The 14,668-nt window shown below is 49.5% G+C and carries 14 protein-coding genes; 6 read left to right on the top strand and 8 right to left on the bottom strand.

Annotated features, from left to right (window positions below; genetic code table 11):
- Positions 1-29 precede the first annotated feature (29 nt).
- Positions 30-437, top strand: coding sequence for a hypothetical protein (locus tag KD145_RS26360; protein ID WP_212002801.1), 408 nt, complete (start codon positions 30-32; stop codon positions 435-437).
- Positions 438-618: 181 nt separating this feature from the next.
- Here KD145_RS26360 and KD145_RS26355 read toward each other — a convergent pair whose 3' ends face one another.
- Positions 619-840 carry a PspC domain-containing protein gene (locus tag KD145_RS26355; protein WP_113614816.1) on the bottom strand — a complete coding sequence of 74 codons (222 nt, stop codon included), beginning with the start codon at positions 838-840 and terminating at the stop codon, positions 619-621.
- A 304-nt stretch (positions 841-1,144) separates the two neighbouring features.
- On the opposite strand from KD145_RS26355, the gene KD145_RS26350 reads away from it, so the two are divergent.
- The 3 genes from KD145_RS26350 (at position 1,145) to KD145_RS26340 (ending at position 4,725) form a co-directional block, all read left to right on the top strand.
- A complete protein-coding gene (locus KD145_RS26350) occupies positions 1,145-3,415 on the top strand; it encodes an aconitate hydratase (RefSeq protein ID WP_212002800.1) in 2,271 nt (756 codons plus the stop codon).
- A 90-nt stretch (positions 3,416-3,505) separates the two neighbouring features.
- Positions 3,506-4,129 (top strand): HD domain-containing protein, encoded by a 624-nt coding sequence (locus KD145_RS26345; RefSeq protein ID WP_212002799.1) that lies wholly within the window; start codon positions 3,506-3,508, stop codon positions 4,127-4,129.
- Between the two features lie 14 nt (positions 4,130-4,143).
- The gene (locus KD145_RS26340; protein ID WP_212002798.1) at positions 4,144-4,725 is read left to right on the top strand and encodes a TIGR00730 family Rossman fold protein; all 582 of its coding nucleotides are present in this window, start codon (positions 4,144-4,146) and stop codon (positions 4,723-4,725) included.
- Between the two features lie 68 nt (positions 4,726-4,793).
- Here KD145_RS26340 and KD145_RS26335 read toward each other — a convergent pair whose 3' ends face one another.
- The gene (locus tag KD145_RS26335) at positions 4,794-5,861 is read right to left on the bottom strand and encodes a DUF4421 domain-containing protein (RefSeq protein WP_212002797.1); all 1,068 of its coding nucleotides are present in this window, start codon (positions 5,859-5,861) and stop codon (positions 4,794-4,796) included.
- A 41-nt stretch (positions 5,862-5,902) separates the two neighbouring features.
- Positions 5,903-6,373, bottom strand: a complete 471-nt coding sequence (locus KD145_RS26330) for a metallophosphoesterase (protein WP_256441233.1) — start codon at positions 6,371-6,373, stop codon at positions 5,903-5,905.
- A 61-nt stretch (positions 6,374-6,434) separates the two neighbouring features.
- Between KD145_RS26330 and purU the strand changes: the two genes are divergently transcribed.
- Positions 6,435-7,301 carry a formyltetrahydrofolate deformylase gene (gene purU / locus KD145_RS26325; protein ID WP_212002795.1) on the top strand — a complete coding sequence of 289 codons (867 nt, stop codon included), beginning with the start codon at positions 6,435-6,437 and terminating at the stop codon, positions 7,299-7,301.
- 218 nt (positions 7,302-7,519) lie between these two features.
- Here the strand turns inward: purU and KD145_RS26320 are convergent, their stop codons facing one another.
- Positions 7,520-8,110 (bottom strand): hypothetical protein, encoded by a 591-nt coding sequence (locus tag KD145_RS26320; RefSeq protein WP_212002794.1) that lies wholly within the window; start codon positions 8,108-8,110, stop codon positions 7,520-7,522.
- Positions 8,111-8,204: 94 nt separating this feature from the next.
- Between KD145_RS26320 and KD145_RS26315 the strand changes: the two genes are divergently transcribed.
- Positions 8,205-9,038: a CHAD domain-containing protein gene (locus KD145_RS26315; protein ID WP_212002793.1), complete on the top strand. Its 834-nt coding sequence runs from the start codon at positions 8,205-8,207 to the stop codon at positions 9,036-9,038.
- Between the two features lie 33 nt (positions 9,039-9,071).
- Here KD145_RS26315 and hutG read toward each other — a convergent pair whose 3' ends face one another.
- From hutG to hutH, 4 genes are all read right to left on the bottom strand, one after another.
- Positions 9,072-10,070 (bottom strand): formimidoylglutamase, encoded by a 999-nt coding sequence (gene hutG, locus KD145_RS26310; protein WP_212002792.1) that lies wholly within the window; start codon positions 10,068-10,070, stop codon positions 9,072-9,074.
- A 3-nt stretch (positions 10,071-10,073) separates the two neighbouring features.
- Positions 10,074-11,303 (bottom strand): imidazolonepropionase, encoded by a 1,230-nt coding sequence (hutI, locus tag KD145_RS26305; protein WP_212002791.1) that lies wholly within the window; start codon positions 11,301-11,303, stop codon positions 10,074-10,076.
- Between the two features lie 122 nt (positions 11,304-11,425).
- On the bottom strand, positions 11,426-13,096 hold the full coding sequence (gene hutU / locus KD145_RS26300) for a urocanate hydratase (protein ID WP_212002790.1): 1,671 nt from the start codon (positions 13,094-13,096) through the stop codon (positions 11,426-11,428).
- Positions 13,074-14,642: a histidine ammonia-lyase gene (gene hutH, locus KD145_RS26295; RefSeq protein WP_212002789.1), complete on the bottom strand. Its 1,569-nt coding sequence runs from the start codon at positions 14,640-14,642 to the stop codon at positions 13,074-13,076. Before hutH ends, hutU begins: the two co-directional genes overlap by 23 nt.
- Between the last annotated feature and the right edge of the window lie 26 nt (positions 14,643-14,668).

Here is a 14,668-nt window from a genome sequence, read left to right as displayed (position 1 = left end):
ATTCATACAACACCAAAAAACAACTCGCTATGATCAGTTTACACCATTTAAAAACCGGAGATACGGTGATTACCAATTATGGAGGTGTAGAGAAACCGGGGAAGATTCTGCAGGTAGATCATGAGGACAAAAAAGTGCTTGTTGCCACTGATAACAACACGAATGAGTTCTGGTATGATCTGGACAACCTGTACTCCATTCCGTTGGACGAAGCCATGTTACTGAAACTACAGTTTCATCTGGACAATTCGCAGTCTGGTGGTGGCAAGGGCAAGGTGTACGTCAGAGGCCCGTTCTCTGTCCGTATGTTTGAAACGGGCAACAAACCGCTGATGCAGCTGCATTACCGGGATGAAACCCGGAACCTGAATGCGCCCATTACACTGAATGAGTTGCAAAACCATTATCACGGAATGACTAATTTCCACCTGGAATAACATCCGGGCAAAATATAGACAGAGAGGAGATTTCCGGGTGATCCCGGTGATCTCCTCTTTGTTTTTTTAATGCCTTTAAAGGCTGGAATATTATTTCGGTTTATTATCCGCGCAGGCACATCTCTCCTTCTCTCTTAAAAACAGGAAAGGGGCTTTACAGTATTGTGCTGGTACAGATCAGTTATAAGTAGCGTAGTGGATTTCTCCTTGCGTTCTGGATATAGTTTTTCATATTTACCCAGAAAGCGAGGATCATATAAACGATGAGTGGGGACCCCATCGCGAGGAAGGTGGCATAAATGAAAAAGATGCGGATCCGGGAAGTGGCAACACCGAGTTTATCCCCGATAGCAGCACATACACCGAAGGCCTTCCATTCCAAAAAGTCTTTTATCCGGTTCATGTTCCAAATGTATCGAATTCCGGGCGGAAAAACAAGGACGACAAACAACGGTTTTAGCTGCTCTATTTTAACAGGGTGGCTGGTTACAGACAGGAGGAGCCGGGCAATACTTACAGCGGTCCAAAATTTAATATAATAATTTTTAACAATTCTTTTAAAGGTGTGATCCAATCCGCCGGATATATTTCTCCCGCAGGAAGGGGGGTAAAAATCTATCTATATCTTTACTAATTAATTTAAAAACTTGTTGTTTTTAGTTAATTTTGCGTGCAATTTTTAACCGCTCTTAAATTATTTTTTTCCCATGGTGTTTGATATTGACATGATTAAAAAAGTGTATGCGGCACTACCGGGTAAGGTGGAAGCGACCCGCAAAATGTTAGGTCGCCCGCTCACACTTGCCGAAAAGATTTTATACGCGCACCTGTACGCACCAACTACCACGCCTTTTGAGAAGGGCAAATCCTACGTTGAATTTGCGCCGGACCGTGTAGCCATGCAGGATGCCACCGCTCAGATGGCGTTGCTTCAGTTTATGACCTGCGGTCGTGATAAAGTTGCGGTTCCTTCCACAGTACACTGTGATCACCTTATACAAGCCAAAGTGGGCGCCACACAAGATCTGGCGGTTGCTATTGACACGAATAAAGAAGTTTACGATTTTCTCTCTTCCATTTCCGACAAATACGGTATTGGTTTCTGGAAACCGGGTGCTGGTATCATTCACCAGGTAGTGCTGGAAAACTATGCATTCCCCGGTGGTATGATGATCGGTACAGACTCCCACACCCCTAACGCTGGTGGTTTGGGTATGCTGGCTATCGGTGTAGGTGGTGCTGACGCGGTAGACGTGATGGCAGGCCTTCCCTGGGAGCTGAAAATGCCGAAACTGATTGGTGTGAAACTGACTGGTAAAATGAGCGGATGGACTTCTGCCAAAGACGTTATCCTGAAAGTGGCTGGTATCCTGACTGTAAAAGGTGGTACTGGTGCTATCGTGGAATACTTCGGTGAAGGTGCAGACAGCCTGAGCGCTACCGGTAAAGGTACTATCTGTAACATGGGTGCTGAAATTGGTGCTACCTGCTCCGTTTTTGCTTACGACAGCAAAATGGCTGACTACCTGAAAGGTACCAGCAGAGCTGAAGTTGCTGCCCTGGCTGACACCGTGAAAGAACACCTGCGTCCGGATGTTGAAGTATATGCAGACCCTGCTAAATACTATGATCAGCTGATCGAAATCAACCTCGACGAACTGGAGCCTCATGTAAACGGTCCGTTCACTCCGGATCTGGCATGGCCTATCTCCAAATTTGCACAGGCGATCAAAGAAAACAACTGGCCTGAAAAACTGGAAGTTGCCCTGATCGGTTCCTGCACCAACTCTTCCTACGAAGATATCTCCCGTTCTGCGTCCCTGGCCAAACAAGCCATCGACAAACAACTGGATATGAAATCCGAATTCACCATCACACCAGGTTCTGAACTGGTACGTTATACCATCGAAAGAGACGGTCTGCTGGCTACTTTCGATAAAGTAGGTGGTGTAGTGCTGGCAAACGCCTGCGGCCCCTGCATCGGTCAATGGGCCCGTCATATCGACGATCCTAACCGTAAAAACTCCATCATCACTTCCTTCAACCGTAACTTCGCGAAGAGAAATGATGGTCTGGCTTCTACCCACGCTTTTGTGGCTTCTCCTGAGATCGTAACAGCGCTGGCTATTGCAGGTGACCTCACCTTCAACCCGCTGACCGACAAGCTGAAAAACAAAAACGGCGAAGAAGTAATGCTGGACGAACCTACCGGTTTTGAACTGCCTACCAAAGGTTTCGCAGTAGAAGATGCTGGTTACCAGGCTCCTGCTGAAGATGGTAGCGGTGTACAGGTAATAGTATCCCCTACTTCCGACCGTCTGCAACTGCTGGAACCATTTGCTGCATGGGAAGGTACCGACCTGAAAGGGCTGAAACTCCTCATCAAAGCAAAAGGTAAATGTACTACTGACCACATCTCCATGGCCGGCCCATGGCTGAAATACCGCGGTCACCTGGACAACATCTCCAACAACATGCTGATCGGCGCAGTAAACGCATTCAACGACAAGACTGACACCGTTAAAAACGCCCTGACCAGCGAATACGGTGCTGTTCCTGCCACTATGCGTGCTTACAAAGCTGCCGGTTTCGGTGCTGTAGTAGTAGGTGACGAAAACTACGGTGAAGGCTCCAGCCGCGAACACGCTGCTATGGAACCCCGCCACCTCGGCGTTCGTGCTATCCTGGTGAAATCTTTCGCCCGTATCCACGAAACCAACCTGAAAAAACAAGGTATGCTGGGTCTGACTTTCGCTAATAAAGAAGATTACGATAAGATCCAGGAAGATGATACCATCGATATCAACGGCCTCACTACCTTCGCTCCGGGCAAACCGCTCACCGTGGTACTGCACCACAAAGACGGCAGCTCCGACGAGTTCTCTGTAAACCACACTTACAACGAACAACAGATCCAGTGGTTTAAAGCCGGCGGCGCACTGAACGTAATCCGTGCAGAAGCAGCCAAAAAAGCATAATTCAACCCCTGGTTGAACATATATGTGGAAAACGGGCAGATCATTCTGCCCGTTTTTCTTTTTAAATTACCCCCGGAAAAAAATTGTCAGATGTCTGCATCCTTTATTAGTGAAACCTGGGCACAGCTGAACCGCGATGCTGACCCGCACCTTGTTCACCAGGCTTTTAATGATATCACCACCGCCTACTCCGGGGCCGGGCGGCATTACCACAACCTGCAGCATATCGCTCAGCTGCTGACACTGCATCAGCAATATGCACAGCAGTTACAGGACCCGGAAACCGTGCTCTTTGCCATCTTCTTCCATGATATCGTGTATAATGTTCTACAATCAGATAACGAAGAAAAAAGCGCTGATGCAGCGGTGGAATATCTGCAACGCATACACTATCCATCGGAAAAAACAACGGCCGTAAAGGAGTTTATTGTGGCCACCAAAACGCATGTCAACGACTGGCAAAACACCGACCTGGACTATTTCCTGGACTTTGACCTGCAGATACTGGGCACTGCGCCAGATGCGTATCTGGCATATACCCGGCAGATACGCCAGGAATACAGTATTTATCCCGACCTGGTATATCATCCGGGAAGAAAAAAAGTATTACATCATTTTCTGGAGATGCCTGCTATCTTCCGCACCCATGCCTTTCAGCAACAGTATGAAACAGCGGCGCGGCAGAACATACAGGCAGAACTGGACTCATTATAACGGAACAAGCTAATATGAAGAACATTGTAGTCTTTTGTGGTTCCAGCGCCGGCCATGATCCGGTGTTTATGGAACAAGCGTTACAACTGGGCGAAGCCCTCGCCAAACGTAATATAGGGCTGGTATATGGCGGTGCCAAAGTAGGACTGATGGGCGCCGTAGCCGATGGTGCCCTCCGTGCAGGCGGCAGCGTTATCGGCGTGCTGCCTCATTTTCTGCAACAGAAAGAGCTGGCCCATACCGGCCTTACTGAGCTGATCCTGGTAGATACCATGCACGAACGCAAAACCAGAATGAATGAGCTGTCTGACGGGGTTATTGCGCTTCCCGGCGGTTTCGGCACCATGGAGGAATTGTTTGAGATGCTTACCTGGGGCCAACTGGGGCTGCATCAGAAGCCCATTGGCATGCTCAACACAAACGGGTTTTACGATGCGTTGCATCAGCTGTCGCATACCATGGCAGACAAGGGTTTCCTCTCTGCCTCCAATCGTGATATACTGCTATATAGTGATAAAATAGAAGATCTGCTGACGCAGATGGAACAATACCAGCCGGTGGAAAAACCGAAATGGATAACGCCCGGGCAAAGCTGATTGATCAGAAGAGTTGCCGGATAAGAGGTGCACAACTCCTTCACTGAAACTATCTTGTATCGATGGACTTATCCTGCAGTTTTTGAAAGTGCATTATTTCTCCACAACGGTTTCTTTAAGCTGAAACGCCGTACCAGACTCACTCTAAGGTTGCCATTACCAAAAGCCTGATAGGTGTCTGGTACCGGCAGACGGCTGCGGGCAGTCATTCCCACATAGTGTACCCCGGCAAAATAACGGCTGGAATTATACCCCAGTGAGGCACGTACCGTATTGCTGAACAGCAGCCCCACGCTATGGCTTACATCACCGCTATCATAGTGCAAGCTTGTTTTAGCAGCACCCAGTCCTGTAGTGACTGACAGTGAGAGGAAAAAATGTTTTTTGAATACAAACGTGTGGGCATACCCTATATTAGCCGCTAATGTGGCCACCAGCGTTTTGTAATAATGTTCGTTCCGCAGAAAAGTGGTATCGGTAAAATTGGTAGGTATTAACGAAGAATCGCCCTGTATCTTGGCCAGATAAAACTCACCTCCCACGATAAACGAACCGGCGCTTTTTTTCTGGTATTCATTCTGCAGGTTGGGTGCCCGGTAGGAAAAACGTTTATCATTGAAGATATACTGTACGTTCATTCCCAGGCCCAGATTTTTGATATCAGGGCGTTGTGGGTAAGGGTTCTGGAGGGAGTATTCTTTTTCAAAAATTTTCTCCGGATTGGAAATGTAAAAGCCCTTGTATTTCTGTCCATAGAAATCCACCACCAGCTTGCGCAGATAGATATGCGACTGCAGGTCGATGAATCTGGTATTACCGTATTTATCATTCCGGCGGTTTACGAAGGGGAAATTAAAACCCAGGTTGATACCGATAAAGCGATAGTTGACCCCTACTCCGATATTAGACGGCGTATTGGGACGATAAAGGATGTCCTTTTTCAGTTTTTTGTCCATGATATCATACCGGGTATACTTGCGGGAGCCGTACAGCCGGAAGGTGAGATCTTCCGTATGCTCTTCGATGTAGGCCGTATCATTATCGGTATGCAACCATTTCAGGAATTTCCCCTGTGCTTTGGCTCCGGCTATGCAGCCACATATGATCAGCAGTATCAATAAAGTGCGTTTGGTCATAGTGTTTCTTTGCAGTTGCAGCTGTCTGCTGCAGAAGTTTATCAGGGAAGTTCGATGACTTCCAGTTGTTCTATCCGTCCCTGGTCGAGGCGGAACCGGAGTAATGTTTTTACTTTATGCCAGCCTTGCTGTCCACAGGCGCCCGGGTTCATATGCAACAATTGCAGTGCCGGGTCGGGCATTACTTTAAGAATATGGGAATGTCCGCAGATAAAGAGTTTGGGCGGATTTTTTTTCAGCTCTTCCCGGATACCCGGAGCATATTTTCCCGGATAACCACCGATATGGGTCATTAACACCTCCACTCCTTCCAGATTGAAGCGGAGTGTTTCAGGATAACGGATACGGATATCTGCCCCGTCTATATTGCCATAAACGGCCCTGAAAGGTTTAAAAGCTTCCAGCTGGTCTGCCAGCTCTACATTACCAATATCGCCGGCATGCCATATTTCATCTACTTCTTCAAAATATTTAAATATTTGCGGATGCAGATAGCTATGCGTATCCGACATTAACCCGATTTTTTTCACGGAAATACTTTATCGCTTTATATTAATTTTTTATTTTAGGCTTATGCAAAAGCCTTCTGATCCTACTATCGCCTGTCTGTTAATCTGCTGTCCTGACCGACCAGGTATTGTGGCCGGCGTATCCATGTTTTTTTTCCAACTCGGTGCAAATATACTAGATGCAAGCCAACACAGCACAGATCCACGTGAAGGATTGTTTTTTATGCGGATGGAGATACAGCTGGAAGTGCCGGACAGGGTACAGCTGGAGCGCTCTTTCCAGCAACAGGTGGCCACCCCGCTGGCGATGGAGTGGCATATCCACTACAGTGACCAACGCAAACGGATGGCTATCATGGTATCCTCCTACGATCATTGCCTGATGGAACTGTTATGGCGCTGGCGGAGCGGAGAACTGGCCGTTGACATCCCCCTGGTGATATCCAACCATACCGTACTGGAAAAGGAATGCAGCGCCCTCAACATCCCATTTCATTATCTGCCTGTAAACGCTGAGAACAAAGCAGCCCAGGAACAGGCCACTATCCGCCTGCTACAGGAACACCAGGTAGACTTTACCGTGCTGGCCCGCTATATGCAGATCCTGTCACCCCATTTTGTAGGGTTATATCCGCAACGTATCATCAACATACACCACTCCTTTCTCCCGGCATTTGCCGGTGCCCGGCCTTACCTCAACGCCTATACGCGCGGTGTAAAACTGATTGGAGCCACCGCCCACTACGTGACCAACGAGCTGGATGAAGGTCCCATTATAGAACAGGACGTGGCCCGTGTTAGTCATAAACATTCCGTGGATGATCTCGTCATGCTCGGCCGGGATATAGAACGCCAGGTACTTTCCAGGGCTATTAAAGCCCATATCGAAAACAGGGTTATTGTACATGGGAATAAGACCATCGTCTTCTGACTGTGATGGATTTGATGCTGCTGATGCTCCTGATAGGCGGAGATTTTAGCGGAGATATGATTTGAACTGAATAAAATATAAAAGCAATGTCCCGATTGATGTATGTCAATCGGGACATTGCTTTTATATTGCTTTTAATGTTCACTTTGATCTTCGCTTATCAGGAGCATCAGCGGAATCATATACATCACAGTTCAGGGGCATCAAATACATCACAATTATCGGTTCAGTGACTTAGCCAGTTTTTTACCTGACACAGCATAAGCTTCCTGAATACGTACGCCGGTATCGAAATCAAAGCCACCGAAGATGCGGCCCGGGGCGTTGTCTAAGGACATTTTAGCGACTGGTTTTTTACTGGCTGTTTCCACGATCAGCACCTCTGCATCTATATAAGCGTTTTTGCGCATGATGCCGATATTGAAGCCCGGTTCAACAAAGGTAGTGTGGAAAACCAGGGTATACTTTGCTTCAGGGAAACGTCCGGCTTTGATATCACTGTTTTCATTAAAGAGCATTTCAAACTTGGGTTCGAAGCGGTTTTTCCGATCGTCTTTCCAGGCTTTGGCCCAGTTATCACCTTTACCGGCTTCTTTCTGGTTATACTCTTCCGTTTTTTTCCGGATGTAGTCGTCTTCATTATCGAACTTGCCAACTTTCAGCTGGTTGTAAGTGTACTCGACATTCAGTTGTTTTTCATTTTTCAGCGCAGACAAATCGCCTTCCACGAGTTTGATTTTCTGGGCCATGGCAGGGATGCTAAAGGCCAGCAGCCATGCGGCAGCTGCTAATCTGAGGATGGTTTGCATTTGGATAATTTTTGCCAAAACTATGAAAAGGCTACCGGATAATCCTGCGTATTTATACCTATTTTTCTTCCCATTTTACGTTATCTTTAGTGTAATGCTCAAAACCCTCCTGTACGATTATATGGAGTCTGCCTGCTCCACAGTAGCGGCCTCATTTGAACAGCTCCAGCACCCCACCCGGCGACAAAAAGCCATCCATCAACTCCGGGTGGGCAGTAAGAAAATACGTGCACTACTGGCATTGGCACAACAAATTCCCGGCTATCATCTCAAAAAAGATAAATACCTGACTACGCTTAAAATACTGCAGCAGATAGGCGGTATATCACGCGATACCCAGCTACAGGAACTGTCTCTGGCTCGCCATGAAAAAACAGTCTCCTGGCGCTTTTCTGTTGCTCATCTGTTACTGAAAACAAAACTGACCACCCTCGATGCTACCCTGGAATCCTTGTCCCAACAACTATCTGTCAAAAAACTGACTACCTTACCGAAAGCCTTTAAAGCTGCCATCGCTGATATTGAAGATGAAGCCGCTATCGCAGTTATGACCGAACATGTAGCGAAACAATACAGACACATTCTGCTGCCGGACAGCAATGCCCCGGATACAACGTGGCATGAACTGCGAAAAAATACGAAGAGGCTGTATTATCAACTGAGCATCATTACACAATTACCACATCATACGCATCAACACCGGCAACAGCTGCAGCACACCAAAAAAGCCGGTGATCTGCTGGGGCAATGGCATGATGCCAGTGAATTATTGTTGTTCGTAAAAAATACGGCCACAAAAGTGAAGAAAGAGAAAACGGGGCTATCTGACAATGTATCAAAGCTGATTCATGAATTACAACGGGAAACAACGGAAAAACTGGCGGATAGCGCCAAACGTGTACATCTGCTGACCAACAGTGCTGACTAAAAAGAGCAGGGCCCTTTTTAGTCAGCCTGCAGATTATTCTCCACAATAAGCCATAAGCACTTCAAAGATAATAGCAGCGCCCAGTTTGGCAGTACGGTTGTCGATGTCCAGTGAAGGATTTAGTTCAGCAATATCCACTCCACATACTTTTCCACTTTCAAGGATGGCCCTGTAACACTGCAGGAACAGGCCACCGGGGGTAATGCCATTGTAGGCGGTAGCACTGACACCTGGTGCAAAAGGTGCCGCAAAAACATCCAGACAGGTGGTCAGGTATACTTTGTCTACCTGGCTGAGGAAATGTTGTATGGCTGCAAAAATGGTGTCTTTATCTTCCAGATGGAAGGCATCGGCCCCTACATAGGTAGCGCCTTCTTCGCCTGCTATATTAAAGAGCTGGCGGGTGTTACCGTTTTTCTGGATGCCAAGGGCAAGGTAGTTGAAAGGCTCACCGCTTTGTTTGCAATCCTGTGCCAGTTGCCAGAAACCAGTGCCTGAGCTGGGTCCTTCTTCGCCAGGGATGCGGATATCAAAATGGGCGTCGAAATTGATCAGTCCGAGCTGTCCCTTTCCATGCATATACTGACGTATACCACTGGCATGGCCATACGTAATTTCATGTCCGCCGCCCAGCAGCACAGGCAGATAACCGGCTGTGAGGATGGCTTGTACAGCATTGCTGAGCACCAGCTGTGCCTCTTCGAGCGCTGTGCCGACGCAAACGATATCGCCTGCATCGAGCAGTACGGCCTGTTCGCTGAAGTGGGCCGGGAAATTGGCGATGACTTTTCTCAACACACCGGGACCTTCTACTGCGCCGGTACGGCCCTTGTTGCGGCGTACACCTTCATCGCAGGCAAAGCCCAGGAATACAACGCCTTTCTGTCCTTTTTGCAGCGCAGGCAGTGGCTGTTGCAGCAGGTCCACTGTCTTTATGACCTGATGCCAGCGCAGCAGGTCAGCTTCCTTACCATCTGTACGGCCGGTCCATGCAGTAGCAGGCGTAGGCCGGTAGCTTTCCTTTGTTATCATAGTTTATTGGACTAAATCTCCTTTTTTCCAAACCATTGCCGGTTTCATTTTACCCTGGTAGTAGAGTATGTCTCTGAAATCGGCGGTGGGATAAGCCTGCAGGTCGGCCACGAATCCGGCGGCCAGCTGGCCTGCATCTTTTATCTGTAGTGCGGGTGCAGCCCTCAACGTTAAAGCGGCCAGCACTTCGGCGGTAGACAATTTTTCTGCCGCACTCATCACCGCTGCCTGTATCAGCAGATCGCCCATCGGTGCAGATCCCGGGTTCCAGTCGCTTGCGATGGCTACACAGGCTCCTTCATTCAGCAATCTGCGTGCCGGCGCATAATGCATGCCCAGGCCCAGCGACGCACCTGGCAATACTACCGCCACTGTGTCAGACTTGGCCAGCAGTGCTATTTCCTTGTCGCTGCTGGCTTCCAGATGGTCGGCAGACAGGGCGCCTGCTGCCACGGCCACTGTTGCGCCACCAGCGCTGAACTGATCAGCGTGTACGGTAGCGGCAAAACCCAGCTCACGGGCCTTTTGCAGGTATGTCAGCGATGCTGCTGCAGAGAATGCTGTTTCTTCAATGAAAATATCTACCCGGTTGGTAAGCGATTCCTCTTTCAATACGGGCAACAGCTCATTGAGCGCCCATTGCAGATAGGCTTCTTCCGTACCGTTGAAGTCTCTTGGTTTCATATGTGCGGCCAGACAAGTAGGTACCAGTGTGGCAGCGGTATACAGCGATGCCTGTTGTATGGCCCGCAGCATTTTCAGTTCGCTTTCAAAGTTAAGCCCATAACCACTTTTCACCTCTATGGTTGTAACCCCTTCTTTCAGATGGCGGTTGGCACGGGCCACCGTATTTTCCACCAGGGTAACGACATCGGCTATACGTGTTTTGGTAACGGAGTCCCATATACCGCCACCAGCGCGGGCTATCTCGAGGTAACTTTTACCGGCTATACGCATGGCATAGTCCCTGTTGCGGGTACCGTCAAAACAAATATGTGTATGACAATCAATAAACCCTGGCAGCAACACCATTGGCCGGTCAATAAAAGCCAGCTCACAATCGGGATACTCACGCTGCAGCTCCTTGTAAGGTGCCACTGCTACGATTTTCCCATCGCTTACCACGACACCACCTTTTTCGATGATGGTGAGCTGTTCGTCCTGCAGCGTGCCTTTCAGCGGCAGGCCTGTCAGGGGAAGGATTTGCGAGAAAGGACCTATTAATAGTTTCATTGATTTTATGGATTTTGGGATTTTGGGATTTATGGATTTTGGGATTTGAAATGAAGGACAAGTAACATCATCCAATCTTCGCTAACAAATTCCAAAATCCATAAATCAAAAAATCGCTACATCTAAATATTGATCCCGAATTTATCGGCCCATTGCTGTGCCTTTTCGTAACCAGCGTCGGCGTGGCGGAAGATGCCCATAGCCGGGTCGTTGAACAGTACACGGCTAAGACAGGCAGCAGCCCGGTCTGTACCGTCAGCCAGTACTACCATGCCGGCGTGCTGGGAATATCCCATACCTACGCCGCCACCATGGTGGAAAGACACCCAGGTAGCACCGCCGCCGGTGTTGGACATCAGGTTGAGCAGTGTCCAGTCGCTGACAGCATCAGAGCCGTCTTTCATGGATTCTGTTTCCCGGTTGGGGGAAGCTACAGAGCCACAGTCGAGGTGATCACGTCCGATAACGATCGGTGCTTTTACCTTGCCAGTTCTTACGAGTTCGTTAAAGATCAATCCTGCTTTTTCTCTTTCTCCCAGACCCAGCCAGCAGATACGGGCAGGCAGCCCCTGGAAGGCCACTTTTTCCTGCGCCTGTTTCAGCCAGTTGATCAGGTGGGTATTTTCCGGGAAAGCTTCCATCAGCGCACGGTCTGTGGTATAGATATCTTCAGGGTCGCCGGAGAGGGCTACCCAGCGGAAAGGTCCTTTTCCTTCGCAGAAAAGCGGACGGATATAAGCTGGTGTGAAACCAGGAAAGTTAAAGGCATTGGGCTCACCGCCTTCTTTAGCGAATTCGCGGAGGTTGTTGCCATAGTCGAAAGTCACAGCGCCTTTTTGTTGCATCTCCAGCATAAAGCCTACGTGGCGGGCCATGCTCCTGAGCGACAGCTGGCGGTAACGGGCAGGATCGTTTTTACGCAGTTCCAGCGCAGCCTGGAGGGTCATATCATTGGGCACGTAACCATTGATAGGATCATGTGCGGAGGTCTGGTCGGTGAGCACATCGGGGATGATATTGTCTTTGAGCAGACGTTCCAGCATATCTCCGGCATCGCTGACGAGGCCTACAGACAGAGGCTGCCCTTTGGCCATCGCTTCTTTCACCCAGGCTACCGCTTCCTCATAGGAATAAGTCATGCGGTCGAGGTAGCGGGTATCTATTCGTTTCTGTATGCGGGTAGGATCGATGTCTGCAGCGAGCATCACGCCACCGGCCATGGTAGCGGCCAGGGGCTGGGCACCACCCATACCACCGATACCGGCGGTAACGATCAGTTTACCGGCGAGGTTACCGTTGAAGTGCTGACGGCCGCATTCCATAAAGGTTTCGTAGGTTCCCTGGAGGATGCCCTGGGTACCGATATAGATCCAGCTGCCGGCGGTCATCTGGCCGTACATCATGAGGCCTTTGGCGCGCAGTTCGTTGAAATGTTCCCAGGTAGCCCATTTGGGTACGAGGTTGCTGTTGGCCAGCATTACTCTGGGAGCCTGCGGATGGGTGCGTACGATGCCTACCGGTTTGCCGGACTGCACCAGCAGGGAATGGTCTTCATCGAGTTCCAGTAATGTTTTGATGATTTTTTCCAGGGCTTCGCGATTGCGGGCAGCCTGGCCGATACCACCGTAAACCACCAGTTCATCGGGGTTTTCAGCTACTTCATCATCGAGGTTGTTGAGCAACATACGCAGCGGAGCTTCTGTCTGCCAGGATTTAGCATGCAGCTGAGTGCCGCGGGGTGCCTTATAATGCGGGTGTGCCGCGTATTGTTTAATAAAGTCCAAACTGGTCATGATAGATTCCATTTATAGGTAATTGATGCTGTGCGGCGGCTTCGTTAGCTACACGCACAAGAGACTGGTCGGTAACGATTTGGTGCAGTGCTTCGATATCGTAGGCGAAGATGCGGTCTTTTTTGGCGAAAGACACTTTTTCGCGGGCATAGCGGTGTACAGCTTCCAGGATGGGGCCTGATTTGAGTGGCCGGCGGAAGTCTACTGCCTGTGCGGCATACAGCAGTTCTATGGCCAGGATGTATTCGAGGTTGCCGATTACCTGGTTGAGTTTACGGCCACTGATAGATCCCATAGACACGTGGTCTTCCTGTCCCAGTGAGGTAGGCACGCTATCGGCGCTGGGAGGGAAACAGAGTGTTTTGTTTTCGGTAACCAGTGCTGCGGTAGTATACTGCGGTATCATAAATCCGGAGTTGAGGCCGGCATCATCGATGAGCAGTTTAGGCAGACCATAGCGGCCTTCTATCATCATGTAGCTGCGTCTGTCGGAGATATTACCTACTTCAGCAGCAGCGATGGTCGCGTAGTCGAGGGGCAATGCCATGGGCTGCCCGTGGAAGTTACCTCCGCTGATGGTATCGGTATCACTGAAGATGATCGGGTTGTCTGTTACAGCATTGAGTTCGATGGTGGTCAGTTCAGCCAGGTGCAGCCATGCGGTGCGGGAAGCTCCGTGTACCTGCGGCATACAGCGAAGTGAGTAAGGGTCCTGAACGCGGTCGCAGTTGACATGTGAAGCCATGATCTCGGAGTTGTCGAGCATGGTTTTAAGACGATGTGCTACGAGCTGGTTGCCGCGGAAAGGCCGGATGGCGTGCAGGCGTGGGTCGAAGGGTTTGTGGGTGCCCATGAGTCCTTCGAGGGAGAGGGCACCGATGATATCAGCAGCTTCCAGCGCGTTGTGCAGGCGTTGTACTGCTTTAACGGCGAAAGACAGGATGAACTGGGTACCGTTGATGAGGGCCAGACCTTCCTTGGGGCCTAGTACGATGGGCTGCAGACCTTCCTGTTGCATCACTGCATCCATGGTGGTTTGCTGACCTTTATACCACACTTTTCCGAGACCGATGAGTGGCAGGAAGAGATGTGATAACGGGGCGAGGTCTCCGGAGGCGCCTACAGAGCCTTTTTCAGGCACCAGCGGGGTGACATTGTTTTCGATATGCCAGATGATGCGTTCCAGTGTGGAGAGTGCCACACCTGAATATCCCTGTGCCAGCGCATGTACTTTGGTGACGAGCATAAGGCGGGCGATCTCTTCGGGGATAGGGCTACCTACGCCTACGCTGTGGCTTTGCAGGATATTGTACTGCAGGGCGCGGGTATCATCTTCTGAGATCTTGGTATCGCAGAGGGGGCCGAAGCCGGTGTTGATACCATATACCGTGGTATGTTGTGCAACGATTTTCTGCACATATCCATGGCTGGTGTTGACACGGGTGATGACTTCCGGAGACAGGATGCCTTTTATTTTGCCGGCGGCAATATCGAGCACCACGCCTACTGTCAGCTGGTCAGTACCGTATTTGAAAATATCACTCATGGTTATTGATTTATAGATAAAGATTG

Origin of the sequence: Chitinophaga sp. HK235, from assembly GCF_018255755.1 — a bacterium.
Classification (GTDB): domain Bacteria; phylum Bacteroidota; class Bacteroidia; order Chitinophagales; family Chitinophagaceae; genus Chitinophaga.
Note: the sequence above shows the minus strand (reverse complement) of the source record. Positions and strands in the feature narration are given on the sequence as shown.

What these genes read in the sequence shown, in the direction of transcription:
- KD145_RS26360 (WP_212002801.1), top strand. Translation starts at nt 30, where the DNA reads ATGATCAGTTTACACCATTTAAAAACCGGAGATACGGTGATTACCAAT.
- KD145_RS26320 (WP_212002794.1), bottom strand. Translation starts at nt 8,110, where the DNA reads ATGCAAACCATCCTCAGATTAGCAGCTGCCGCATGGCTGCTGGCCTTT.
- KD145_RS26335 (WP_212002797.1), bottom strand. Translation starts at nt 5,861, where the DNA reads ATGACCAAACGCACTTTATTGATACTGCTGATCATATGTGGCTGCATA.
- purU (WP_212002795.1), top strand. Translation starts at nt 6,435, where the DNA reads ATGCAAAAGCCTTCTGATCCTACTATCGCCTGTCTGTTAATCTGCTGT.
- KD145_RS26330 (WP_256441233.1), bottom strand. Translation starts at nt 6,373, where the DNA reads ATGTCGGATACGCATAGCTATCTGCATCCGCAAATATTTAAATATTTT.
- KD145_RS26355 (WP_113614816.1), bottom strand. Translation starts at nt 840, where the DNA reads ATGAACCGGATAAAAGACTTTTTGGAATGGAAGGCCTTCGGTGTATGT.
- KD145_RS26345 (WP_212002799.1), top strand. Translation starts at nt 3,506, where the DNA reads ATGTCTGCATCCTTTATTAGTGAAACCTGGGCACAGCTGAACCGCGAT.
- hutG (WP_212002792.1), bottom strand. Translation starts at nt 10,070, where the DNA reads ATGATAACAAAGGAAAGCTACCGGCCTACGCCTGCTACTGCATGGACC.
- hutI (WP_212002791.1), bottom strand. Translation starts at nt 11,303, where the DNA reads ATGAAACTATTAATAGGTCCTTTCTCGCAAATCCTTCCCCTGACAGGC.
- hutH (WP_212002789.1), bottom strand. Translation starts at nt 14,642, where the DNA reads ATGAGTGATATTTTCAAATACGGTACTGACCAGCTGACAGTAGGCGTG.
- KD145_RS26315 (WP_212002793.1), top strand. Translation starts at nt 8,205, where the DNA reads ATGCTCAAAACCCTCCTGTACGATTATATGGAGTCTGCCTGCTCCACA.
- KD145_RS26350 (WP_212002800.1), top strand. Translation starts at nt 1,145, where the DNA reads ATGGTGTTTGATATTGACATGATTAAAAAAGTGTATGCGGCACTACCG.
- hutU (WP_212002790.1), bottom strand. Translation starts at nt 13,096, where the DNA reads ATGACCAGTTTGGACTTTATTAAACAATACGCGGCACACCCGCATTAT.
- KD145_RS26340 (WP_212002798.1), top strand. Translation starts at nt 4,144, where the DNA reads ATGAAGAACATTGTAGTCTTTTGTGGTTCCAGCGCCGGCCATGATCCG.